Here is a 24,678-nt window from a genome sequence, read left to right as displayed (position 1 = left end):
ACCGATGTCCGACCCCTTCGATCTAGACGACATTCCCTTTGAGAATCCGACGCCGGCCCCGCGGCCGGGCGGCATCGCTGCGCGTGCAATGGCCGGTGCGGCGGCACCCGAGCCGACCTATCTCAAGACCCTCAACGAGAGCCAACACGAGGCCGTCGTAACCACGGACGGCCCGGTGCTGGTGCTGGCCGGCGCCGGTACCGGCAAGACCCGCGTGCTGGTCACCCGAATCGCCCACATTTTGAACCTCGGGTTGGCCAAACCGTGGGAAATCCTTTCGGTGACCTTCACCAACCGTGCGGCGCGGGAGATGAGCGACCGTGTCGGTTCTCTGGTCGGAGGTGCTGTCGACGGGATTTGGCTCGGCACCTTTCACTCGATCGGCGTCCGTATCCTGCGCCAGCACGCCGAATTGGTAGGACTCAAGAACAACTTCACCATCATCGACCGCGACGACCAGTTGCGCGTCTTAAAACAGTTGCTCAAGGCGGAAAACATCGACGAGAAGCGGTGGCCCGCCCGCGCGCTCGGCAGCATTATCGATCGCTGGAAAGACCGCGGCTTGACCTGGCAACAGGTCCAGCACGAAGACGCCGGCGAGTTTGCGATGGGCAAAACCGCCGCCCTCTACCGCGAATACCAACAGCGGTTGCTCACGCAGAATGCCGCAGACTTTGGCGACTTGCTGCTCCATTGCCTGACTCTGTTCACCGAACACCAGGACATTCTGGACATCTACCACCGCCGTTTCCGCTACATCCTGGTCGACGAATATCAAGACACCAACGTCGCCCAGTACCTCTGGCTGCGGCTATTGGCACAGGGTCAGCGAAATATTTGCTGTGTCGGCGACGACGATCAATCAATCTACGGCTGGCGCGGCGCCGAGGTCGGCAACATCCTGCGCTACGAGCAGGACTTTCCCGGCGCTAAGGTCGTTCGACTCGAGCGCAACTACCGCTCTACGCCACACATCCTCGCGGCGGCATCGGCGTTGATTGCCCACAACGAGGGCCGATTAGGGAAAACGCTATGGACCGATGCGACCGAGGGCGAGAAGGTACGCGTGCGCGGATTCTGGGACGGCGAGGAAGAAGCCCGCGCAATTGCAGAAGATGTCGAAGCCCTGCAACGGGCAGGCCACCGGTTGGACGAAATCGCCATCTTGGTGCGCGCGGGGTACCAAACGCGTGAGTTCGAAGACCGTTTCCTGACGATCGGCGTGCCCTACCGCGTGGTTGGCGGCCCGCGGTTCTACGAACGCCGCGAGATCCGCGACGCCATTGGCTACCTACGGGTTGTCTCCCAGCCCGAGGATGGGATCGCGTTCGAGCGAATCGTCAACGTGCCCAAACGCGGACTTGGCGAAGTCACGATGCAAGCCATGCACCGCCTCGCTCGGGCGGGTCAAATCGCCCTACTCCAAGCCGCGCAAGAATTGTTGGGCACGGACGAGCTGCGACCCCAGGCGCGTACATCGCTTGGCAACCTTTTGGAGAGTTTCGCGCGGTGGCGGGCGATGAAGGATCAATTGCCACTGGCGGAGCTCGTCGAGACCGTCCTCGACGAGTCCGGGTACACCGAGATGTGGCAACGCGACAAGTCGATCGATGCGCCGGGCCGCCTCGACAACCTGAGCGAACTTGTCCATTCCGTCAGCGAGTACGAATCGCTCACCGACTTTCTCGACCACGTCAGCCTAGTAATGGATCACGACAACGCCGGCGATAACGACATGGTCAACATCATGACCCTACATGCCGCGAAAGGGCTCGAATTCGATACCGTATTCCTGCCCGGCTGGGAAGAAGGTTTGTTCCCCAACCAACGGTCTCTCGATGATGGGGGCACGTCGGCACTCGAGGAGGAGCGACGATTGGCCCACGTTGGCATGACACGGGCGCGAAAAGCACTGCGGATTTCCTTTGCCCAGAGCCGCCGAATATTTGCCGAATGGCAAAACGCAATACCGTCGCGCTTCATCGATGAACTTCCGGTCGAAAGCGTCGAAGTCGCGGCCGAAGCGTCGGTTTGGGGGCAACCCGCCTATGGCCGGCACGACGACGCCACATTCGACACGCCCAACGAGAAACCCTGGGACAGCCCAGGCCGCCGTCGGATGCGCCGCCGGAACCAACGCGGCATCACCCGCGATGGGCAACTGATCGAGGCGCGCGCCGAGGCGGTCGACTGGGACGAGAGGCCAATCGGCACGTTTTCCGAGGGCGATCGGGTTTTTCACCAGAAATTCGGCTATGGCTTGATCGAATCGATCGACGGCAATCGGCTGGAGATCGAATTCGACAAAGCCGGCCACAAGAAAGTCATCGATACCTTTGTCCGACCCGCATGACCTTTCGTTTCAGGTGATCAATTGACGACGTCCTGGGAGACATCCGTCCGCGCGGAGGCGGCACGCTGTGCCGATGTCGAAGACCATTTTGAGGCGATCTTCGGCAACAGCCTCCTGGCCACGTCTCGGTTTGAGGAAGGCCAGGTCTGGCGGATCACTGCACTTACCGAATCCGAACCGGACGGCGACCTTCTGTCCAAGCTTCGTCTCGCACTCCAAGTCGACGAGCAAGTCGCTGCACCTGTGCCCGTTCTTGACCAAGATTGGGTCGCCAAAGTACAGCGCGACATGCCGGCAATCGGCGCGGGCCGCTATTGGATCTTCGGCAGTCACGTTCCGTTACCGCCGCGCGACGGTCGCATCCCCATTCTGGTCGACGCAGCCTCCGCCTTTGGCACCGGGCATCACGAATCGACTAAGGGTTGCCTAATCGCGTTGGATCGACTCAGCCGTCGCTTCGCGCCGGAGAAAATATTGGATGTCGGAACGGGTACAGGAATATTGGCAGTTGCTGCGGCGAAGACGTGGCCCGCACGCATCGTCGCGAGTGACAATGATCCAAAGGCTATACAGGTCGCAAGCCATGTCGTCCGGCAAAACGGCGTAGCCGCTTCGGTGCGATGCGTCCTCGCCGAGGGGGTGAGCGGTCGTTCGATTGTAGCGGCAGCACCGTTCGACTTGATTGTCGCGAATATCCTCGCAGGCCCGCTGGCAGCGTTAGCACCGGCGGTTAGGCGCCATGCCGCGCCTGGCGGCCGAATCGTGGTGTCGGGCATCCTGGCCGTGCAAACCGCGCAGGTCGTTGCGGCCTATCGGGCCGCTGGCTTCCAGCTTGCCGAGACGCTACGCCTCGGCGATTGGGTAACGATTGTTTTTCGCCGACCTTAGGGTCGCCCTAGAAAGACCCGCATGAAGGTGCGTGCGGACCTTGTCGTCGCTCCGCACGGCGACAAAGATGCTCCGGCGCAGACCTATGTCGTCGAGTGTATGGGAATCGATGGCAGAAAACGCAAGGAAGCGGCGAAACTGCCGTCGGTTGGTACGCCACAGGCGAAGCGGCGACTCGACAATCCGCACAGCCGCAGCGACCAGTCCGTAGCCCCGTTCGTCGAACCGATTGAGTGTCATGATTTTCCCGTCACAAGCTTTCTGTTTGCTTTCATGTTGGAGCAACCGTGGGAGACTTCAACTGTGCCTGCAGTGGGATCGCTAGGCTGTGAACGCTGCGCCGGCGAACAGCAAAACGCCGACCCGAAGGCCGGCGTTTCAGGTCGATCCGATGGACGGCGTCGAAGCTGCGCTACGCGACGTTGCGCGGTCGATTTTCGTTGGCCGGGCGATAGGCGCCAAACTCGCCGACCATGCGGTCGAGTCCCACGTCCATCAAGGTATGTTGGTCAAGGGTGCTCAACGCGCGATAAGCCGTACGGCGAGCATGGGCCGCGCGCATGGCGGTATAACCCGCGGCTAGCCGCGCCCAAAGGCGCTGGCCCAGGGTTGCCACATACTGGGCGCGTAGCGCCCGGGCTGCCTCGATCAGACGGTGCGCCTCATCATCATTGCGGTTGCGTTCGACGTTACTCATGGTCACTTTCACTACTCCAAAAAAACGGTTACTCGGCTTCACGGGATATGTTGCGTTGCAAGATGGGAATTTCAACCATATTTCAGCAATTTAGAAGAGATCATATCGCAACGCAGCATTGCGAAAAGCGCATGGCCCCGAAGGCCTACCAAGGCATAATGCAACGATGACCAATCTATACCCCATGCGGCTTGCCGAACTGCGCGCCGAACTAATGCGGCGCAATCTCGCCGGTTTTCTGGTGCCCCTACAGGACGAGCACCAGGGCGAATGGATTCCACCCCATGCCCAGAGACTGGCATGGTTAACCGGGTTTACCGGGTCCGCCGGAATCGCCGTGGTTCTGGCCGACAGAGCGGCGATCTTCGTGGATGGGCGCTACACCCTCCAGGTTCGCCAGCAGGTCGATTCCGATGCGTTCGCACCGCATCATCTTGTGGACGATCCGCCGACAGCATGGATAACCGCCAACTTGGGCAAGGGACGACTTGGCTACGACCCCTGGCTGCACACGCCGACCGGCGTCGACAATTTTGAAAAAGCATGCCGCGATGCAGGCGGTACATTAGTGGCCTGCGACAACAACCCGCTCGACGCCGTTTGGACGGACCGCCCGGCCCCGCCGAAGACCCCCGCTGTCGCCTACCCGCTCAACTTCGCCGGCGAAACGTCAGCTTCAAAACGCCAGCGGGTCGCCCAATCCTTGAGCGACGGCAAAGTCGATGTCGCGGTCCTCACCGCGCCGGACTCGATCGCCTGGTTGCTGAATATTCGTGGCGCCGATCTGGAATATACCCCGGTTACCCTGTCCTTTGCGTTGCTGCACAACGATTCGCGGGTTGATTGGTTTGTCGACCTGGATAAGGTCAGCGACGACCTATCGGCGTCGCTCGGCAACGACATCGTCGTGATGCCGACGGATGAGCTCGGGCCGGCCCTCACCTTTCTCGGAGAACATGAACGGCGGGTCCAAATCGACCCGACCAGCACGGCAAGTTGGATCGATGCGGCGCTACGCGGCGCAGGCGCTCAGGTATCGCGTGCGCCAGATCCCTGCCTGCTTCCCAAAGCGTGCAAGAACGACGTCGAACTCGCCGGAATGCGCGCGGCCCACGTGCGCGACGGTGCCGCCTTGACCCGATTTCTGGCGTGGCTGCCGGGCGCCCTGGCTAACGGTGGGATCGATGAAATCGCTGTAGCCGACCGCCTAGAGGCCTTCCGGCGAGAGAACAACCTATTCACCGGTTTGAGCTTCCCGACGATTGCCGGGTCCGGCCCCAACGGCGCAATCGTCCACTACCGCGCAATACCAGGCCGCGCACGGCGTCTCGCGCACGGCGATCTGCTTTTAGTTGACTCCGGCGCGCAGTACCGCGACGGCACAACCGACGTGACCCGCACAATCGCGCTTGGACCGCCGAGCGCCGAGCAGAAAGACCGCTTCACCCGCGTCCTGAAGGGACACATAGCGTTGGCGACCGCCACCTTTGTCGAGGGAACCAGCGGTAGTCAAATCGACGTTCTCGCGCGCGCTCCGCTGTGGGCTGCGGGTTTAGATTTCGATCACGGAACGGGACACGGCGTCGGCGCGCATCTCAATGTCCACGAAGGGCCCCATCGCATCTCGAAGATGCCGAGCAGGGAGGCACTTCGTCCTGGAATGATCGTTTCGAACGAGCCGGGTTATTACAAAGAGGGGACTTACGGCATCCGGATCGAGAACTTGGTCGCCGTCCACGAGGCGCCGCCGATCGACGGGGGCGAACGTAAGATGCTCTCGTTTGAAACGCTGACCCTTGCGCCGATCGACCGGCAGTTGGTGGCAACAAACCTGATGACGGAGGAAGAATTGGACTGGCTTGATGCCTACCACGCGCGCGTGAACAACACCTTGGCACCACTGGTCGATGCCGCCACCCAAACCTGGCTAGCGGTCGCCACCGCGCCGATCGAGCGCAACCCGTGAGCCTACAAGACGAGATCGGAGCAGTAATCGCCTCACTTGAGGCAGCGTGGAAAGCCCACAACTTCGCCGCGATCAAGGCGCTCTGGGACACCGACGACCCACAACCCATCTATATCGCCGAAGAGGCCGAGAGGCCATTTACGACTTGGCCGCAAATCGACCGCTACTGGTCGCACACAGCCGGTATCTTGGCCCGCGTTTCCCACCGGACCGCGAACCGCATCGTCAAGGCCGCGAGCGACGATATCGCCATCGTGCTCTACGACATGCATTGGAATGCCGAGGTCGCACCGGGTGGCTTGTTCGGCGGCGAACTGATGGCCGGCGACAATCGGGTAACGATCATGCTCCGCCGCAAGACCGAGGGTTGGCGCATCTTCCACTATGTCGAAGCTCCCGTTGCCGGGATGGTACAGATGCGCCAAGCCATGCGAGCATTGGTCGATCCGGAGTTCTAGGCCGCGCCGATGAAGTCGCGCCACTCCGCTTCGGTATAGACCTGCAAGCCAAGTTCGGCCGCCTTCTTGAGTTTCGATCCTGCACCCGGCCCGGCGACCACGATATCGGTTTTGGCCGAAACCGAGCCCACGACCTTGGCGCCGAGCGCTTCGGCCTGCGCTTTGGCTTCGCCGCGGCTCATCGTTTCGAGCGTACCGGTAAAGACAACCGTCTTACCAGCTGCCGGCGAATCGGTTTGAGCCTGGGGTGGCGCCTCGATCTCCGTCAATTCGCGTTGTAGGTCCTGGATGGCATCGAGGTTGTGCGCCTCGGCAAAAAAATCAACCAAGGCGCCGGCAACTTTGATTCCGATCCCATCGACATTGAGCAGTTCGGCCCATGCCTCGCTCTCACGGTCCTGCGCCTGTGCCATTGCCGCCGATAGCGCCTCCAGAGAGCCATAGGTCCGCGCCAACAGCTTCGCGTTGGCCTGTCCGATATGGCGAATACCCAATGAAAAAATCAAACGATCGAGACCGATCCGTCGGCGCGCATCGATCGCGGCAAAAAGCTTGGCAGCGGACTGAGCCCCCCAGCCTTCTTTGTCAGCAAGCGATTCGTGGGCCGTACCGTCCTGCGTTGCCAAACGAAAAATATCGCCGGGCCGGGCGATCCGGCCTTCTTCCCAGAAGGCTGTAATCTGCTTTTCGCCGAGCCCCTCGATGTCGAAGGCATCGCGCGAAACAAAGTGCTTGAGCCGCTCCACCGCCTGTGCCGGACAGATCAATCCGCCGGTGCAGCGCTTAACTTTTTCCAACTCACCCGACTCAAGCTGTTCACGCACCGCGGCGCTACCGCACCTTGGACACGCTTCGGGGAAAACGAAAGTCTTGGCACTTTTGGGCCGACGTTCGGGAACGACCGCAACGATTTGCGGGATGACGTCGCCCGCGCGTTGTACGATGACGGTATCGCCAACGCGGACGTCCTTGCGTTTGATTTCTTCTTCGTTGTGTAGCGTCGCGTTGGTCACGACGACACCGCCCACTGTGACCGGTTCGAGTCGGGCTACCGGCGTCAGCGCGCCGGTACGGCCTACCTGGATTTCGATGTCGCGCAGAACGGTGTGGGCTTGCTCGGCTGCAAACTTATGGGCGATGGCCCAACGAGGACTACGTGTGACTTGCCCAAGCCGTTCCTGCCAGTCCAATCGGTCGACCTTGTAGACGACCCCGTCGATATCGAAGGGCAACGCGCTCCGCGCATCCTGGAGGAAGTGGTAGTGCGCAAGCACATCGTCCACTGTCAAACACCTGAGAGTGGGCTCGTTCAAGGTAAAGCCCATGGCTTTGAGCCGTTCGCGAGCCATACACAACGTCGTACCGAGCGATTCGGACGTCTCACCCCAGGCGTAGCCGAAAAATCGCAGTCGGCGCGATGCCGTGACCGCTGCGTCGAGTTGGCGGAGACTTCCGGCTGCCGAGTTCCTCGGGTTAGCGTAAAGCTGTTTACCGGCCGCCTCTTGTGCCTTGTTCAACGTGAAAAAGTCATCTCGGCGCATGTAGACCTCACCGCGCACCTCCAGCACCGCAGGAACATCATTGCCTATGAGGCGATGCGGTACGTCCTCTAATGTCTTGATGTTACGGGTGATATCTTCACCCTCGGTGCCGTCGCCGCGCGTCGCAGCCTGAACCAGTTCTCCCTTCTCATATCGTAACGACGCCGACAATCCGTCGATCTTTGGCTCTGCGACAAGGGCTAATTCGGCATCCTCGCCCAGGCTGAGAAAGCGACGCACGCGCTGGACAAAATCGACAATATCTTCGTCGGCAAAAGCGTTGTTCAGCGACAACATCGGACGGCGGTGTACGACTTTGTCGAACTGCGCTGCTGGCATCGCACCTATCCGCGCAGACGGGCCGTTCGGAAGAATCAATTGGGGAAATCGCGCCTCGATCGCCGCGTTGCGTCGACGGAGAGCGTCGTAATCCGCATCGGAAAGCGCCGGGCGGTCCTCTTGGAAATAGAGGCGGTCGTGTTCGGCAATCTCAGCCGCGAGCCGCTTTAACTCAGCCTTAGCCTGCTCTTGGTCGAGTTCGTTCACCGCGACCGCGCGCATCGATTGTCGCGCCACGATTCAACCGCCCGCCTGTTCGATCAGTCGAGCCGCTTGGGCACGCGCCTCCTCGGTCACCACCTCTCCTGAAAGCATGCGCGCGATTTCCTCACGCCGCTGATCGGACTCAAGCTCCTCGACACCGACTGTCGTCATCGATTTCCCGTTGCCGCCCGGCCCCTTGGCAATCCGCCAGTGGTACTGCCCGCGTGCCGCCACCTGTGGAGAATGCGTCACAACCAACACCTGATGTTCCTTTGCTAAGGCTAGGAGCCGGTCGCCGACGGCTGCAGCGGTGGCGCCGCCGATGCCGGAATCGGCCTCATCGAACACCAACGTCGGCACTTGATCCTGGCCGGCAAGGACAACCTGAAGTGCTAGCATGAAGCGGCTCAATTCACCGCCGGACGCAATGCGCGCCAGCGGGGCGTAAGCTTGGCCCGTGTTGGTCACGGCCTCGAAGGCGACATCGTCCATGCCGTCCTTCGACCATTCGGTCGGTTCGCGACGGCGCAACACGACCTTGAATCCTGCCCCGTCCAATTTTAGCGGCGCGAGTTCCTTTGCAATCGCCTTTTCCAACGCCTTACCGGCCTTTGCGCGCTTTTGCGAAACAGCTTCCGCCTCGGCCGCGAACGCTTGCTGGGCGGTTACCGCCAGCTTGCGAAACTCGGCAAGGCGCGTGTCGCCAAGCTGAATCGTTTCTAGCTGAGATTCGAAGTCAGTTCGGAGCGCAGCGAGCGAACCAATTTCGCAACCGTGTTTGCGAGCAACCGCCCGTAGCGCAAATAGACGGTCTTCCAGTTCCTCAAGACTTCCTGCACCGAGGTCCAGATTGGTCGCGGCTTGCTCGAGCGCTTCGACCGCTTCATCGGTTTCGATCGCCGCGCGTTGAAGAGCACTAACAGCTAGGTCGAGCGCGCCCGCCGCATCCCCCGAAACGCGCTCCAAAATGCGCTGGGCGACCCGCAAACGATCCGATACGCCGGTATCTTCACCAAGTTCGGCGCGCGCGGCGCTCAAAGCCTGGGTCAACTTCTCACCATGTTTGAGTACCGTCCGTCGATCGTTGAGCTCGTCCTCCTCGCCAGCACGGGGCGCAAGTGCCGTCAACTCATCGACAGCGTGCCGCAGGAACTCTTCCTCTGCCCTAGCGCGGGCTAGTTCGCTTTCAGTTTCGGCCAAAGCCGCCGCTGCATTCCGCCATGCGTTATGGAGCGCGCTTAGGCGTTCAAGCGGGCGTCGCAGACCGCCATAGAGATCCAACAACCTCCGATGATTGCCCGCAGACAAGAGTGCATGGCTTTCGCTCTGCACCTGAATTTCGATCAATAGACCACCGATTTGGCGCAGGAAGCCGACACTGACGGGCTCATCGTTGAGAAATGCGCGGCTACGCCCGTCGGCAGACAACGTTCGGCGCAGGACCAGGGTGTCGTCGACCTCGATCCCGTGTTCGGCCGCTAGATCGCGCACTGCGGCACGTTCCCCGATCTCGAAAACTGCACTCACGACAGCTTGGGGTTTACCGGATCGCACCAAGGATGAATCCGCACGTTCGCCGAGCGCCAATCCAAGTGCATCCAAGAGTATTGACTTGCCGGCCCCGGTTTCGCCTGTCAGCACATTCAGGCCGGGATGGAATCCGATAGTCAAACGTTCGACGATCACGATATCCCTGATGGACAGGGTTAACAGCATGGGAGTTAGAACACCCGGCGGAAGGTGCGCGAGATAAACGACCCTTCATCTTCGACCGGCTCGAGATTCTCTCCCTTCAGGAGCCGGTAGGCGTCCGCATACCAATCGCTGCCGGGGTAGTTGTACCCGAGGACCGCAGCCGCAGACTGGGCCTCGGTTTCCAGCCCGAGCGCGAGGTAGGTCTCTGTCAGACGGTGCAACGCTTCGGGAACGTGGGTCGTCGTCTGATAGTCCACAATCACCTGCTTGAAGCGATTGAGTGCCGCCAAATCCCTTCCTCGACGCTGATAGTAGCGGCCAATTTCCATTTCTTTGCCAGCAAGGTGATCGCGCGTCAGGTCGATCTTGAGACGGGCATCGCGGGCGTATTCGCTCTCAGGAAAACGCCGCACGACATCGTCGAGGCCGCGCAACGCTAACTCCGTCAACTTCTGATCGCGTCCGACATCGACGATTTGCTCATAGTAGGACACACCGATCAGGTAATACGCGTAAGCAACGTCTTCGGAACCTGGATGGAGCTGAATATAGCGCTGGGCGGCGATCACCGCGTCGTCGAACTTGTTGGCCTGGTAGTGAGAAAAAGCCGTCATCAACTGCGCCCGCGAGGCCCAAATCGAATAGGGGTGTTGGCGCTCGACTTCGTCGAAGTTCCCGGCAGCCGCACTGTAATCGCCGGCAATCAGGTTATCCATCGCTTGGTTGTAGAGCTCTTCAACCGGTCGCTCGACATAAGCAACATCGTTGCGGTTCGCGCCGCAGCCAGCCACCGCAACCGTCACAACGATCGCAACGGCGGCGGTTCGGAACCATCGCCTCACGTGGAAACCTCCAATATCTGCCGGTATCGGTTGCGATTCAGTGCCGCGCACTCGCCGGAAAATGGTATCATCGGTGCCCACCTTGCTCAACGGGATTGCGATATCACGATCCCTGCGGGTTGCAAAGCGAAGACCGGGAACCGCATGAGTGACCTCGCCAAGAAGATCGACGACCATGTCGGTCGGCAAATTCGCAAACGACGCAACCTGTTGGGTCTGACCCAGGAGCAACTCGCCGACGCCTTGGGGATATCGTACCAACAGGTTCAGAAATACGAGACTGCGGCCAACCGAGTCAGCGCTGGTCGACTCTACGAGATCGCGGCAAAACTGGATTCCGACATCGGCTTTTTCTTCGATGGCCTAGACCCGTCGTTGCTCGGCACGCCGGTTGAACACGGGGGAAAAAGTCGGTCCACGGTTGAGTTAGTTCGAAGTTTTTCGGAAATTGGCGACGGTGCCGTGCGTTCCGCTGTGGTTGGCCTGCTCAAGGATTTGGGCGAAAAGACCGACTGACTAGGCCGTTGCGGCCATCGGTACCCTGACATCATTCCAATCCGAAGTCGGCGCGACCTTTTTGGATTCCACCGCTTTTTCGCGCCGCCACGCCGACCGATCCGCGAAGAAATCGCGGAGCAACTGGTGGTTGAGCGCATGTCCGGAGCGGACGCCGACGAAGTGACCTTCAAGGCGCGCACCGGCAAGGAAAAGATCGCCTACTGAATCGAGCACCTTGTGCCGAACAAATTCGTCGCGGTACCGCAAACCGCCGTCATTCATGACGGCATCGCCGGAAACCACAACCGCGTTATCGAGCGAACCGCCTTGCGCCAAACCGCGCGCGCGCAACGCATCGACTTCATGGGCGAACCCAAAGGTCCGTGCACGGCAAATTTCAGACTTGAAGGCACCGTTCTGTAGCGCCATCGAACACTTCTGGTGGCCGATCACTGCCGATTCATAGTCGATCTCAAAGGTTACCGAGAAACCATCGGCCGGCGACAACCGTGCCACAGCATCGCCTGCGCGGGATTCAACCGGACGCAATACCCGAATCACTTCCCGGGCCACCCCCTGATCGACGATGCCGGCGCACTCAATGAGAAATACGAACGGCGCCGCGCTGCCGTCCATGATCGGGACTTCAGGACCGTCCACCTCGATCAGCGCATTGTCGATTCCACAACCGAAAAGGGCAGCCATCAAATGTTCGATCGTCGATACCCGTACGCCATCAGCGTTGGCGATCGTCGTGCACAAACTGCTTTCGGTGACATTCTCATAAGAAGCAGTAATCCGGGGCTCCTCGCCGTGCACATCGGCACGGTAGAACACAATACCCGTATTAGGCGCCGCGGGGTGTAAGGTGAGCGACACTTTCGCGCCGCCATGCAAACCGATCCCACTGCAAGAGATACGGTTTCGCAAGGTCTGTTGATGGTTCACTGGCGTCCTCGGAGCTTTGCTTTCGCTCCTCGATAAATATTTAAAATCAACTACTTAAGTAGTAGTACTGCGATGTTGTTGTAACAACGGCCTCGACACCACACAACTCAATCTTTGTTACACAATGTTACGCGGGGCCGGCCCGGTGGAGGACGGTCCGGCCCCGGTATCGTCAGTTGGCTTGGCGCCGGAGGAACGCCGGGATTTCCAACAGATCCTCCTCGGGCTCCAGCGCCAGGTCCGGCGCCGCCGCAGGCTTTTGCGGCTCGTCATTTCCCTCGACCGGCGCCGGCGGCTTTGCGGCAGCCGCCGCGCTAGGCTTTACCACCGGTGCTGCGTCGAGCCGCGGTTCGGTCCGTTTGGCTTGGGCTTCACGTCCCGCCTCCTTCGCGAGAACCGCGTCCCAGACCTTTTCGGCCTCGGGCTCGGCTTCCTTACGGTTGCGCCCGCCACCGGTCATTCGCTCGAACAGGCTTGGACCGCGAACCCGTTTCTTCGGCGCGGCCGCACCGGCATTCGATAGCGCCGCTTCGGCGAACGGATCGGCCTTCGACAACGGCCCGCGACGGGCCGGGGCCGCCGCACGGGGCGGGATAAACGGCTCTCGTGCCGGCGCCTCGGCAACCTTTGGCGTGGCCGACTGCGCCGCCACCGGCGCAGGATTTTTGGCAACAGGTGCCATCGGTTTGGGGTTTGCCAATTCGGCTCGGACCTCGATCGGCCGCGTAACGGTGGCCGTGGCGACCGCTTGATGCACCTGGGGTTCATCGTACAGCGGCTGAGCCATGGCAACGGCGGTGGCCGCGGAAGCTACTCCAGCGGATGCGACAGCCGGAGCAACCGGAAGACTTTCAGGCTGGGCCATCAGCGGTCGCGAGACCACAGGTGCCGCTTGGGGCCGGGCAAAGGCCAATGCCGGTTGTGGCATCGGCGCAGGCTCGGCTGCCTCGGTCTCTTCGATGTGCCGGCGTGGTGCAACCGGTTCCGGATACAACGTATGGAGCCGTGGCTGTGCCGCCTCCTCGACGTCGATACCGGTCGCCACAACCGAAACCCGGACGCGGCCTTCGAGCGTTTCGTCGAAGATCGATCCGAAGATGATGTTGGCTTCGGGATCGACCTCGTCGCGGATCCGATTGGCCGCTTCGTCGACCTCGTAGAGGGTCATGTCGGACCCGCCGGAGATGTTGATCAGCACGCCCCGAGCACCCTTCATCGACACTTCGTCGAGCAACGGGTTCGAGATCGCCGCTTCGGCCGCATCGATTGCGCGTCCCTCACCTTCTGCCTCACCCGTCCCCATCATCGCTTTGCCCATCTCGGCCATAACGGTTCGGACATCGGCAAAGTCGAGGTTGATGAGGCCCGGCATCACCATCAGATCGGTAACGCCGCGAACGCCCGAATAGAGCACGTCGTCGGCCATCTTGAAGGCGTCGGCAAAGGTCGTCTTTTCGTTGGCGACCCGGAAAAGGTTCTGGTTGGGAATAATGATGAGCGTGTCAACGTAGCGCTCGAGTTCCTCGATACCCTGGTCGGCTAGCTTCATGCGGTGCCCGCCCTCGAATTGGAACGGTTTTGTGACAACGCCGACCGTGAGAATCCCGGCCTCGCGCGCCGCATGTGCGATGACGGGCGCCGCACCGGTACCGGTGCCACCGCCCATTCCCGCTGTGATGAACGCCATGTGCGAACCGGCGAGCGCTTCCATGATTTCGGGCAGCGATTCCTCGGCAGCACGGCGTCCGACATCCGGATTGGATCCGGCGCCGAGCCCCTGGGTCACGTTGATCCCGAGCTGGATGCGCCGATCAGAGCGCGATTGGGCCAACGACTGAGCGTCGGTATTGGCGACGACGAAATCGACGCCTTCTAGCTCTGCGTTGATCATATTGTTGACGGCGTTGCCACCGGCACCGCCGACTCCGACTACCATGATCCGAGGATGTAACTCGGTTAGCGCCGGGACACTTAGGTTAATGGTCATACTCACCCTCCACGTTCAATGACCTCATTGCTGTTCTCCTTCTGGACATACATTTCCTACCCATCGTTCATCCGGCTTCTGTGGCCGGTCAGAAATTTGTGGCGAGCCAACGGCCGATGCGCGAGATCGCGCCCCCCGCCATGGCTGGTTCGGTTGCGATGACGTCTTCCAACACAGGCAACTGCCGCCGGACCGCTAGACTGAGCAAACCGGCACAGGTCGAGAACGCCGGTCCGCCGGTCGATTCAGCCAAGCCGCCGACCCGAATAGGCCGGCCAAGCCTCACCTGCTTGTCGAGCACGCGCGCCGCGAGTTCTCGAATACCCTGCAGTTGGCTCGCTCCCCCGGTGAGGACGACCCGGCGTCCCGCCGATCTGGCAACGCCGGAGGCGTGCAAGCGATCGCGTACGAGTTCTAAAGTCTCTTCGATTCGGGGACGAACGATCCCGACCAGCATCGAGCGAGATACCTGGGCGGTTGCCCCTTCGTCGGTTTCGCCGACGATAGGCACATCGATCGTGTCGCGGTCATCCGACGGGCTTGGAATTACGCTGGCAAACAACGTCTTGAGGCGTTCGGCGTGCACCGTCGGCGTTGCCAGTCCGCGTGCGACGTCGTTGGTCACGTGGCGCCCACCGAGAGGCAGTGAATCTGCGAAGACCATTTCGCCGTCCTTGAACACCGCCATCGTCGTGGTGCCAGCCCCCATGTCGATGACCGTGACCCCCAGGCGCATCTCGTCCTCGACCAAGCACGACAGCCCCGAAGCATAGGGTGCGAGGGATACGCTCGCGGTCTGGAGGTGTCCGCGCTCCACGCAGAGCGTCAAGTTGCGCAACGGGCCACTGGCAACGGTAACGACATTGATGTCGACGCCAAGACGGGCGCCGAACATGCCGCGGGGATCGCGCACGCCCGACGATCCGTCGATCGTGAATCCGAGGGGCAGCGAATGCAGGACTTCGCGTTCGGGGTCGTCCTCTTCGGGACGCCCCTGTCGCAGCACCCTACGAAGGTCTTGGTCCCCAATGGCGTGCCCGGCCACAGCTACTTCAACGCCGACGGTGTGAGACGCGGGCCTACCCGCCGACATCGCCACATGGACTTCGCGAACGGTTTCGCCAGCCATGCGCTCGGCAGCCTCGACCGCGGCGCGCACGGACTCCTCCGCGCGCTCCATATCGACGACGGCACCCGCTTTGACGCCGCGCGATAGCTGGTGGCCGATGCCGACGACACGCACCGTATCGTCGCCCATGACGCGGGCAATGAAGCAACACACCTTGGAACTTCCCAGATCCAATGCGGCGATGACTTGACTGCGACCGGTTGCCATGATGCTACGTACTTTCGCCGGGATCGCGGACACGGGCAGCCGTCTCCGGAAGTAGTTTGAGAAACACGCGGTCGTCAACACGCAGATCGATGACGGTCACTTCGCGTTCAAGAATCTTGTTGTCGCGGTGGAGGTCGCACAGGCGGCGCCACGCCCGCACCATGCCTTCCTCAGGCATCAGCACGTCGATGTCGTTATCGAACTTTAGGTTCCAGCGCCGGCTCCCGACCCGCACCGCGGCCGTCACGCGAGCCTGCAAACCAGGATCGCTCGCCATCATTTCGATGAGCGGAGCCGCCTCGGTAGCAGCATCGGCGCCGACGACAAGCGGCAGCGCCGCATAGACTTCGGGACGCCGGTCGGTGATCACGATGCCTGTACGATCGATGACGGTGAGACGGCCATCGTGCTGCCAACGCGCGAAGGGTGTGCGTTCCTCGATGTGTATTTCCAGGATATCAGGGAGCCGCCGTGACACCCGCGCCTGTTCGACCCAACCGAGATTCTCGATACGCTCCCGCAACCGGCCCAAGTCGACCGCAAGGATCGGGGTATCGCGCGCCACGCCGATCGCCGCCATCAAGGAGTCGCGTTCGGCGTTAATTCTGCCGGAAAGACGGATTTCATCGACAGTCAAACCGGTCCCACTCGATACCGCAACAAAGGAGCGCTCGGCTACCCCCGCTACAACACCGGCGCCGCCCAACGCTGTGAGCCACAGGACCGGTCCGCCAACCGCGACTGCCAACACAGTAATCGCGCCGCTGCGCAGGAGGCGACGGCGATGCCGCAGACAGAAGGCGACCCAACCAGGTATGTTGCGTCTTGGTGACCGGCGTGGAGTCATCGTCCACACCCCGCGTCGCCCACCAGCCACTCGACGAGATCGCCGAAGTCGATGCCAGCGTGCGCAGCGATTTCCGGAGCCAGCGATACCGGGGTCAAACCAGGCTGGGTGTTGACTTCCATGAGGTAGAGGGCGCCGTCGCCGACCGTATCGTTGTAGCGGAAGTCGGCCCGTGACAGGCCACGACATCCGAGCGATACGTGGGCCGACAGCGCAGTATCGAGCGCCTCGTCGTACGTGTTCTTGGGCAGCGGTGCCGGCAAGAGGTGAACGGCCTCGCCTTTCTCGTATTTTGCACCGTAGTCGAAGAAGCGATGCGTGGAGCGTATCTCGGTGACACCCAATGCCCGGTCGCCCAGGACGGCAACGGTAACCTCGCGGCCCGGCACATAATTTTCGACCAGAACTCGGTCGCCAAAGTCCCACGTATCGTCGAGGGGACGGTTGTTGTCGCCTTCGAGGACGACGCGAACCCCGACGCTGGATCCTTCGTTTAGCGGCTTGACGACGAACGGGGGTGTGGGGGCTTCCCCGTTGCGGAAATCCGCGCGGCTCATGACGCGCCCTTCAGTACACCTAATACCGGCGCGTTCGAAAATCTTCTTGGCGGTCGGCTTGTCCATCGCCAATGCCGATGCCAAAACACCGGAATGGGTGTAGGGCACACCGAGTACTTCGAGCATGCCTTGGATCGCACCGTCTTCGCCGATACGACCGTGTAACGCATTGAAGGCAACGTCGGGCTTCGCTTCGGAAAGGCGCGCGGCCACATGTCGGTCGACATCGATCTCCGTGACGCGGTAGCCGCGCGCGCGCAGAGCAGCGGCGACCGACGATCCGCTAATCAGGGACACTGCCCGTTCCGCCGACCATCCACCCTTTAACACCGCCACGTGTTTTGTCATGGGGCACCCCCCGACGGTTCGCCGATTCGCTCGATTTCCCACTGCAGGAGGATACCGCTGTGGTCGGCGACGCGTTGACGGACCTCGTTGCCCAACGCCTCAAGGTCTGCAGCACTCGCTTCGCCCACGTTCTCAAGAAAATTGCAGTGCACCGGCGAGATCATGGCGCCGCCGCGCCGCAACCCGCGACAGCCCGCCGCATCGATCAACTGCCAGGCGCGCGGTGCATCGCTGCCGGGACCGCCAGGATTGCGGAACGTACTGCCGCCGGTACGCGAACGGACTGGTTGGGTCGCTTCGCGCGCCTGTTTGATCTCGGCCATCCGCCGGTGGATCGGCGCAACCTCACCGAGTACGCCCACAAGCCTGCAGGCGACGACGATCGCCTGTGCTGGCAGGCGCGATTGACGGTACGAAAAGGTAAGGTCTTCGGACGCGATCGTGGTGCTTTGACCGGTGCGATCAAGCATCGTCACCGAGTCCAAAACCCCGCCCAGGTCGCCATTGTAGGCCCCGGCATTCATGCGCACGGCGCCCCCGATGGTTCCCGGAATGCCGGAAAGAAACTCCAGGCCCGCAAGACCGTGTTGCGCTGCGACGCGGGCGATATTGATATCGAGTGCGCCGCCACCCGCCTCAATCCGCGTATCGCGGACAGCAACATCGGTGAAACCACGGCCTAATCGAATGACCACACCACGGATACCGCCATCTCGAACCAAGACGTTCGATCCAACTCCGAGAACCGTGACCTGAATATCCCGCGGACAAGCGGATAGAAATGCCGCCAAGTCCTCGGTATCGGCCGGACGAAACAGAACGTCGGCCGGGCCTCCAACTTTGAACCAAGTAATGCGCGAGAGCGGGTAGTCGGCGCGATAGACGCCACGCACCGAAGGCAAACGATCGAATAGGGCCACCGATTTCGCGGTCGCACTCATGCTCCGACCTCGCGTAGGCCCATTTCCGGGATACGCGCCGCGAGTTCTTCGGGCAAGCGTTGGGCCCAGGCGGTGATGTTGCCTGCACCCATGCAGATAACAAGGTCGCCGGAACGTGCGTGCGCGGCAACAACGTCGGCGAGCTCCGTATCGTGCCCAAGAGCGACAACGTGACGGTGACCGTGTCGCCGCAGGCCTTCGATCAGCGCATCGCGGTCGTAGCCTTCAAGCGGTGTCTCACCGGCGGGATATACGTCGGCGACAATGACAGTGTCGGCGTTGTTGAAACAGGTGCAGAACTCTTCGAACAAATCGCGCAACCGCGAGTAGCGGTGGGGCTGGACTACGGTAATGACACGCTCGCGCCCCATGTCTCGCGCTGCCTTAAGGACGGCGGCAATCTCAACCGGGTGGTGGGCATAGTCGTCAACCACCGTGACCCCACCGCCCGATCCGGTAATGGTAAAGCGGCGCTTGACGCCGCCGAAGTCTTGCAACGCCCCGCGCGCAACGTCGTCGGAAATCCCCATCTCGTTGGCAATGACAAAGGCCGACAACGCATTCTGGACGTTGTGAGCACCCGGCATGTTGAGCCGAACGTCCTTGATGCGGCGTTGATCGTCGCGCATACGATCATTGATGACGACATCGAACGTGCTACCGAGGTCGGAGAATGCGATCCGTTCGGCGCGTACGTCTGCCAAGGGGCTCAGACCGTAAGTGATGATCTTGCGGTCGCTGATTCGGCCGCACAGCGCTTGGACCTCAGGATGGTCGACGCACAGTGCCGCGAAACCGTAGAAAGGGATATTCTCAACGAACGTCTGGAATGCCGCCCGCTCGGTATCGAAATCGCCGTAGAAATCGAGATGCTCGGGATCGATATTGGTTACGATCACGACCGTCGCGGGCAGCTTGACGAAAGTACCGTCGGACTCGTCGGCCTCAACGACCATCCATTCACCCGACCCGAGCCGCGCGTTGGTATTGTAGGCGTTGATGATGCCGCCGTTGATCACGGTAGGATCGAACGCGGCGGCGTCCAGCATGGCCGCGACGAGCGATGTCGTCGTGGTTTTACCGTGAGTACCACCGACGGCCACCGACCACTTGAAGCGCATCAATTCGGCGAGCATTTCGGCCCGCCGCACGACCGGAATGAACGCGTGCCGCGCCGCAACCAGCTCTGGATTATCGGACTTCACTGCCGTCGACACGACGACAACGCGGGCATCGCCGAGGTTTACCGCATCGTGCCCCTTCGACACCTGGATGCCGAGCCCGCGGAGCCGCTGGACGTTGGCGCTGTCGGCCACGTCGCTGCCCTGGACCTTGTGACCGAGACTATGCATGACTTCGGCGATACCGCTCATGCCAATTCCGCCGATCCCGACAAAATGGATCGTTCCGATATCGAGGGGCAACTGCTTCATGCCGCAGCCCCTTGGATGAAGGATTGCCCGCCCTGACCGTTCGATCCTGCAAGGGAGTCAACGAGATCCGCGAGTCGCGACGATGCGTCCTGAATGCCAAAGCGGCGCGACGCGGCAGCAGCCTGCTCAAGGTAGTGCGGCACCGAAAACAGCGCATTGAGGCGGCCAAACAAATCGCTCGGCGAGAACGCCGATTGCTGGATGGTCCAACCCGCGCCTGTTTCACTGAACGCGTTGGCATTCGCCGTTTGATGATCGTCCGTCGCGTGGGGATAGGGCACGAGAAGCGCCGGGCGGCCCATCGCCGCCAACTCGAAGATCGTCGAGGCCCCAGCCCGCCCAATGACCAAGTGCGAATCGGCCATGCGGCGCGGCAGATCGTCGAAAAACGTGCCCAATTCGGCCGCGATTCCGAGATCAGCGTAAGCTACCCGGGTTGCCTCGAGATCTTCCAGCCGGCACTGCTGGACGATGCGCAAGCGTCGACGCACGCTCTCGTCCATTGAGCCGAGTGCCGCAGGTACCACACGGGAAAACACGTTGGCGCCCTGGCTGCCGCCGAATACCAGCAGGCGTATGTCGCCGCTGGCATCGGGGCCACGGTAGGGGCGATCGCGGTGAACCAAAATTTCCGGGCGCACCGGGGTTCCGGTGACGGTTGCCCGACTGCGGTCGGTCGAGTCGATGCGCTCGGTGTGCGGAAAGGACAGAGCGATGGCATCGACGCGCGGCGCTAAGAGCCGGTTGACCCGCCCAAGGACTGCGTTTTGTTCATGTATCGTAGCGGGGGTTCCCAAACGTGCTGCGGCTAACATGGTTGGCAGGGAGGGATAGCCGCCGAAACCGACTACAGCATGTGGCTGTAGTCGGGGGAGGAGGGCTCGCGCTTGGAAGACCCCCGCTACGACATTCATGAGCCCGCCGACCTTTTTCCCAACGCCCCCGGCCATGGAACCGGCGCGGACGACATGAGTTTCAAGGTTGGCGAGCGTGTGACTGTGGCCCGCGCCCCGTCGATCGGTGACGAGCACGAGACGATGACCACGCGCTTGCATTTCCTGCGCCAACGCTTCGGCAGGAAATAGGTGACCGCCGGTCCCACCGGCGGCAAGGACGATTGTGCGCGCGCTCATACCGCGCCACCTTGGGAGAACGCCGGGCCGACAGAAGTCGGTTTGACGCCCGCCGGCGCAACAAGCCCTGAATTGATCGCTACGCCGGGGCGATGCCGGGTTAACGCGAGAACGAATCCCATACCGATCGCCAACGCGAGCAAGCTGGAGCCGCCGTAACTGATAAAGGGGAGCGTCATGCCCTTTGCCGGCAGCAAACGGACGTTGACCCCCATGTTGATCACTGCCTGCAAACCGATCTGCACCAAAATGCCGGAACTCGCCAAGACGACAAAGAGATCGGTCTCTCGCAACAACCGAACCAAACCGCGCAGCACCAAGACCGCAAACAGCACGACGACGGCAAGCGAGGCGAATAGACCGAGTTCTTCCCCAGCAACGGCGAAGATGAAGTCGGCATGGGCGTCGGGAAGGATCGACTTAACGATCCCCTCGCCCGGCCCGGTTCCGAACATGCCACCGTTACCAAAGGCATTCAGCGACGCATCGATTTGGAAAGTGTCGCCGCTGGACGGATCGAGAAAGCGGTCGATCCGGGCCGCTACATGCGGGAACAAGGCATATGCGCCGACCGCGCCGACCGCCCCGACCGCCGCGATGACGGCGACGACAAACATCGGAATGCCGGCAAGAAACATCTGGGTGACCCAAACGCACAGCACGACCAACGTCATGCCAACATCCGGTTGCATCAGCAACAACGCGACCAGGATCGCCGCCGCCGCCGTGGCGAGTGCGTAGCCAGGAAAGCCCGGCTGAGTCACCCGTTGGGAAAGCATCCATGCCGCGAACACCGCAAACGTCGGTTTCGCAAACTCGGAAGGTTGGAGCAGGAACCCGCCGAAATCGATCCACCGACGGGCACCCTTGATGCTCTCTCCGCCGATCAAGGTGCCGACTAGGAGGACCAGCGACAGCGCAAAGCCGACGACCGCGATGCGACGCACCCATAGGACCGGCAGGAGCGACATACCGAAGAGCGCGATCAAAGCGGGAACAAGATAGAGAAGTTGGCGCCGCACGAAGTGAAAAGAGTCGAGGCCGATCCGTTCTGCTACCGCCGGGCTTGCGGCCATGATTAGGACGATCCCAACCGCCATGGTTAGGAGCAAGATAAGAAGGGTCCAGCGATCGACAGTCCACCACCACCGGCCGACGACGCTGCGATCGGTGCGCCCGAGATCGATCATGCGGCGCCGCCCGTCGGCGCTTGGCGCGCCACCAAATCTCGAAATGCATCGCCGCGCGCTTCGAAGTCGCGAAACTGGTCGAACGACGCGCAGGCCGGGGAGAGCAGAACCACAGGGCGCCGTCCATCCGAGGCGGCGTTGCGAGCGTCACGTGAAGCCGCAGCGAGCGCTCGATCCAGTGTCTCGGACCGGACGACCGTGGTGTGCGGCGCAAATGCGACCGCCATCTCAAGGGCCGCTTCACCGATCAAGTACGCCACGCGTACATGCGGCAGGAAGGGTTCTATCGCACCGTAGCCGCCCGCCTTAGGCCGTCCCCCGGCGATCCAATAGATCTCGTCAAATGCCGCTAGGGCGCGCGCCGCTGCGTCCGCGTTCGTTGCTTTGCTGTCGTTGATGTACTCGGCACCGGCGATTTCACCGAGACTTTCCATCCTGTGAGCGAGGCCAGGGAAACTCGGCAGCGCCCCCGCGATTTCATCGCGGGTCAGTCCGACCGACCGCGCCGCACCGTAGGCCGCGGCCACATTCTGCCAGTTGTGCCCGCCACGGAGAGTCTTGATGCCGTCGAGGCAGATCGTCTCACGGTCGCCGTCGATCCGGTCGTAGAGGATACCGTCTTCGACAGAGACACCGTCATCGAGCACCCGTCCGACCGCAACAGGAATTACGTTCTGTTGGCCCTGGTCCTTGAGCGACCGATAGGTTGCGCGGCAATATTCGTCGTCGACGCCGACGATCGCCGTCTGGCCGCCGCTCTGGCCATTGAAGATTCGGCGTTTGACCGCAACGTAGCCGGCCATGTCGCCGTGCCGGTCGAGGTGATCGCTGCTGATATTGATCAGGACCGCCACGTCGCACACTAGCGAGGGCGCAAGATCGATTTGATAGGACGACAACTCGACGACATAGGTGCCCGTCGCGCCAAGCGGTTCGAAGTCGAGTACGGGGCGTCCGATGTTGCCGCCCACCGAGACCGACCGTCCCGAAGTACCGAGCAAGTGACCGATCAAAGCCGTCGTCGTCGACTTACCGTTGGTGCCGGTGATGGCGACGAGGCTCGCGATTGTCCCCGCAGTCGCGAACAACTCGACGTCGCCGATCACGGGCACGCCGGCCGCTTGGGCCTTACGCACCACAGGATGGGGCTCTGGATGGGTGAAGGGGACGCCGGGGCTGAGAACCAATGCATCGATGTTGTCAAAATGACATTCACTAAGGTTCGTAAGCAGGACTCCTGCCCCGGCGTTTTCGTTGCGCCTGTTTTCGTTGTCATCCCATGCGACGACTTTGGCGCCGGATTTCGTGAGCGCACGCACCGCTGCCGCGCCACTCCGGGCGAGACCGAAGACGGCAACAGTGCGTCCAGCATATGTCGGAAGCGCAATCATCTGAGTTTCAACGTGGACAGACCAACAAGCGCAAGGATGACGGCAATGATCCAGAACCGGATGACAATGGTCGATTCCGCCCAGCCCTTTTCCTCGTAGTGATGGTGCAAAGGCGCCATGCGAAAGACGCGCTTCCCGGTGAGTTTGAACGACGCGACTTGGACAACGACCGATACGGTCTCCAGAACGAAGAGGCCACCAATCACGCCAAGAACGAGTTCGTGCTTGGTGATGACCGCGACCACACCCAGCGCGCCGCCCATCGACAAACTGCCGGTATCGCCCATGAAGACACTGGCCGGCGGTGCGTTGAACCACAGGAACCCGAGACCGGCCCCAACTAAGGCCCCGCAGAACACTGCAAGCTCGCCCGCGCCGGGCACGCCGTGAATTTGGAGATAGGTGGAGAAGACAGCGTTACCGACGAGATAAGCAATCAACGCAAACGACGCAGCTGCCACCATAACCGGAACGATTGCCAACCCGTCGAGACCGTCGGTCAGATTCACCGCATTCGATGTGCCGACCATGACGAAGATCGCAAACGGTACGAACAACCAACCGAGATTGAGCAGGACGTCTTTAAGAAATGGAACGGCAAGGCCGCTATCGAGCGGCGACCCCATGAGGTGCACAATCCAAATCGTCGCAACCAGCGCGATTGCAACCTCGGCAAGCAGCTTGAGACGCCCCGGCACGCCGTGGTGACTCTTGCGTGTAACCTTGAGGTAATCGTCGAGGAATCCGACGGCGCCAAATCCAAGGGTGACCAACAATGCCGCCCAAACGAAACCGTTACGCAGGTCCGCCCACAGCAACGTAGAAACGCCGAAACTGAGGAGGATGAGGAACCCCCCCATTGTCGGGGTGCCCTTCTTGGTAATCAGATGGCTACCTGGACCATCGTCGCGAATCGGTTGCCCGGTTTGCTGCATGTTGCGCAACCAGCGGATCAATCCTGGTCCGAGTAGGAAACTCAAGACCATGGCCGTCATGACGGCTGCACCGGTCCGAAAAGTGAGGAAACGAAACAGATTGAATAACCCAAAATCGTCGGCCAGCGGGGCAAGGAGGTTGTAAAGCATC

At 61.4% G+C, this 24,678-nt stretch carries 21 protein-coding genes; 5 read left to right on the top strand and 16 right to left on the bottom strand.

The genetic code is table 11. From position 1 onward, the window contains the following. The first annotated feature begins 4 nt into the window (after nucleotides 1-4). Both RID42_09425 and RID42_09420 read left to right on the top strand, forming a co-directional pair. Nucleotides 5-2,353, top strand: a complete 2,349-nt coding sequence (locus RID42_09425; protein ID MEQ8247891.1) for a UvrD-helicase domain-containing protein — start codon at nucleotides 5-7, stop codon at nucleotides 2,351-2,353. A 21-nt stretch (nucleotides 2,354-2,374) separates the two neighbouring features. Next, complete coding sequence (locus tag RID42_09420; protein ID MEQ8247890.1) at nucleotides 2,375-3,241, top strand: 50S ribosomal protein L11 methyltransferase; 867 nt, start codon at nucleotides 2,375-2,377, stop codon at nucleotides 3,239-3,241. On the opposite strand, the gene RID42_09415 is transcribed toward RID42_09420, so the two are convergent. Further along, the gene (locus RID42_09415) at nucleotides 3,197-3,481 is read right to left on the bottom strand and encodes a hypothetical protein (protein MEQ8247889.1); all 285 of its coding nucleotides are present in this window, start codon (nucleotides 3,479-3,481) and stop codon (nucleotides 3,197-3,199) included. The two genes, RID42_09420 and RID42_09415, sit on opposite strands and share 45 nt — an antisense overlap. Nucleotides 3,482-3,653: 172 nt before the next feature. Continuing rightward, complete coding sequence (locus RID42_09410; protein MEQ8247888.1) at nucleotides 3,654-3,938, bottom strand: hypothetical protein; 285 nt, start codon at nucleotides 3,936-3,938, stop codon at nucleotides 3,654-3,656. A 166-nt stretch (nucleotides 3,939-4,104) separates the two neighbouring features. Between RID42_09410 and RID42_09405 the strand changes: the two genes are divergently transcribed. Continuing rightward, nucleotides 4,105-5,904, top strand: coding sequence for an aminopeptidase P family protein (locus RID42_09405; protein MEQ8247887.1), 1,800 nt, complete (start codon nucleotides 4,105-4,107; stop codon nucleotides 5,902-5,904). Continuing rightward, nucleotides 5,901-6,362, top strand: a complete 462-nt coding sequence (locus tag RID42_09400; GenBank protein ID MEQ8247886.1) for a nuclear transport factor 2 family protein — start codon at nucleotides 5,901-5,903, stop codon at nucleotides 6,360-6,362. The genes RID42_09405 and RID42_09400 overlap by 4 nt, the downstream gene beginning before the upstream one ends. On the opposite strand, the gene ligA is transcribed toward RID42_09400, so the two are convergent. From ligA to RID42_09385, 3 genes are read right to left on the bottom strand one after another with little or no spacing between them, the layout of a single operon-like run. After that, nucleotides 6,359-8,464, bottom strand: a complete 2,106-nt coding sequence (gene ligA, locus RID42_09395) for an NAD-dependent DNA ligase LigA (GenBank protein MEQ8247885.1) — start codon at nucleotides 8,462-8,464, stop codon at nucleotides 6,359-6,361. The genes RID42_09400 and ligA overlap by 4 nt on opposite strands. Nucleotides 8,465-8,482: 18 nt before the next feature. After that, nucleotides 8,483-10,162, bottom strand: coding sequence for a DNA repair protein RecN (gene recN / locus RID42_09390; GenBank protein MEQ8247884.1), 1,680 nt, complete (start codon nucleotides 10,160-10,162; stop codon nucleotides 8,483-8,485). Between the two features lie 5 nt (nucleotides 10,163-10,167). Continuing rightward, nucleotides 10,168-10,983 carry an outer membrane protein assembly factor BamD gene (locus RID42_09385; protein ID MEQ8247883.1) on the bottom strand — a complete coding sequence of 272 codons (816 nt, stop codon included), beginning with the start codon at nucleotides 10,981-10,983 and terminating at the stop codon, nucleotides 10,168-10,170. Between the two features lie 144 nt (nucleotides 10,984-11,127). Here RID42_09385 and RID42_09380 point away from each other — a divergent pair, with 144 nt between their 5' ends. Further along, nucleotides 11,128-11,499, top strand: coding sequence for a helix-turn-helix domain-containing protein (locus tag RID42_09380; GenBank protein ID MEQ8247882.1), 372 nt, complete (start codon nucleotides 11,128-11,130; stop codon nucleotides 11,497-11,499). On the opposite strand, the gene lpxC is transcribed toward RID42_09380, so the two are convergent. The 11 genes from lpxC to mraY form a co-directional block, all read right to left on the bottom strand. Next, the gene (gene lpxC / locus RID42_09375; GenBank protein ID MEQ8247881.1) at nucleotides 11,500-12,429 is read right to left on the bottom strand and encodes a UDP-3-O-acyl-N-acetylglucosamine deacetylase; all 930 of its coding nucleotides are present in this window, start codon (nucleotides 12,427-12,429) and stop codon (nucleotides 11,500-11,502) included. It lies immediately after the preceding gene. Between the two features lie 172 nt (nucleotides 12,430-12,601). Continuing rightward, nucleotides 12,602-14,416 carry a cell division protein FtsZ gene (ftsZ, locus tag RID42_09370; GenBank protein MEQ8247880.1) on the bottom strand — a complete coding sequence of 605 codons (1,815 nt, stop codon included), beginning with the start codon at nucleotides 14,414-14,416 and terminating at the stop codon, nucleotides 12,602-12,604. Between the two features lie 88 nt (nucleotides 14,417-14,504). Next, nucleotides 14,505-15,752: a cell division protein FtsA gene (gene ftsA, locus RID42_09365; GenBank protein ID MEQ8247879.1), complete on the bottom strand. Its 1,248-nt coding sequence runs from the start codon at nucleotides 15,750-15,752 to the stop codon at nucleotides 14,505-14,507. Nucleotides 15,753-15,756: 4 nt separating this feature from the next. Continuing rightward, nucleotides 15,757-16,500: a cell division protein FtsQ/DivIB gene (locus tag RID42_09360; protein ID MEQ8247878.1), complete on the bottom strand. Its 744-nt coding sequence runs from the start codon at nucleotides 16,498-16,500 to the stop codon at nucleotides 15,757-15,759. Between the two features lie 95 nt (nucleotides 16,501-16,595). Further along, complete coding sequence (locus RID42_09355) at nucleotides 16,596-17,504, bottom strand: D-alanine--D-alanine ligase (GenBank protein ID MEQ8247877.1); 909 nt, start codon at nucleotides 17,502-17,504, stop codon at nucleotides 16,596-16,598. Continuing rightward, nucleotides 17,501-18,445 (bottom strand): UDP-N-acetylmuramate dehydrogenase, encoded by a 945-nt coding sequence (gene murB / locus RID42_09350; protein ID MEQ8247876.1) that lies wholly within the window; start codon nucleotides 18,443-18,445, stop codon nucleotides 17,501-17,503. The genes RID42_09355 and murB overlap by 4 nt, the downstream gene beginning before the upstream one ends. Further along, on the bottom strand, nucleotides 18,442-19,878 hold the full coding sequence (gene murC, locus RID42_09345; GenBank protein ID MEQ8247875.1) for a UDP-N-acetylmuramate--L-alanine ligase: 1,437 nt from the start codon (nucleotides 19,876-19,878) through the stop codon (nucleotides 18,442-18,444). The genes murB and murC overlap by 4 nt, the downstream gene beginning before the upstream one ends. Next, nucleotides 19,875-21,011, bottom strand: a complete 1,137-nt coding sequence (murG, locus tag RID42_09340) for an undecaprenyldiphospho-muramoylpentapeptide beta-N-acetylglucosaminyltransferase (protein ID MEQ8247874.1) — start codon at nucleotides 21,009-21,011, stop codon at nucleotides 19,875-19,877. The genes murC and murG overlap by 4 nt, the downstream gene beginning before the upstream one ends. Next, nucleotides 21,008-22,201 (bottom strand): putative lipid II flippase FtsW, encoded by a 1,194-nt coding sequence (gene ftsW / locus RID42_09335; protein ID MEQ8247873.1) that lies wholly within the window; start codon nucleotides 22,199-22,201, stop codon nucleotides 21,008-21,010. The genes murG and ftsW overlap by 4 nt, the downstream gene beginning before the upstream one ends. Next, complete coding sequence (gene murD, locus RID42_09330) at nucleotides 22,198-23,592, bottom strand: UDP-N-acetylmuramoyl-L-alanine--D-glutamate ligase (GenBank protein ID MEQ8247872.1); 1,395 nt, start codon at nucleotides 23,590-23,592, stop codon at nucleotides 22,198-22,200. The genes ftsW and murD overlap by 4 nt, the downstream gene beginning before the upstream one ends. Further along, nucleotides 23,589-24,677, bottom strand: a complete 1,089-nt coding sequence (gene mraY / locus RID42_09325) for a phospho-N-acetylmuramoyl-pentapeptide-transferase (protein MEQ8247871.1) — start codon at nucleotides 24,675-24,677, stop codon at nucleotides 23,589-23,591. Before mraY ends, murD begins: the two co-directional genes overlap by 4 nt. Nucleotide 24,678: the final 1 nt, after the last annotated feature.

The sequence above is a fragment of the Alphaproteobacteria bacterium genome (assembly GCA_040216735.1).
In the GTDB taxonomy this organism is placed as follows: Bacteria; Pseudomonadota; Alphaproteobacteria; order SHVP01; family SHVP01; genus CALJDF01.
This window is presented reverse-complemented; position numbering and strand designations above follow the sequence as displayed.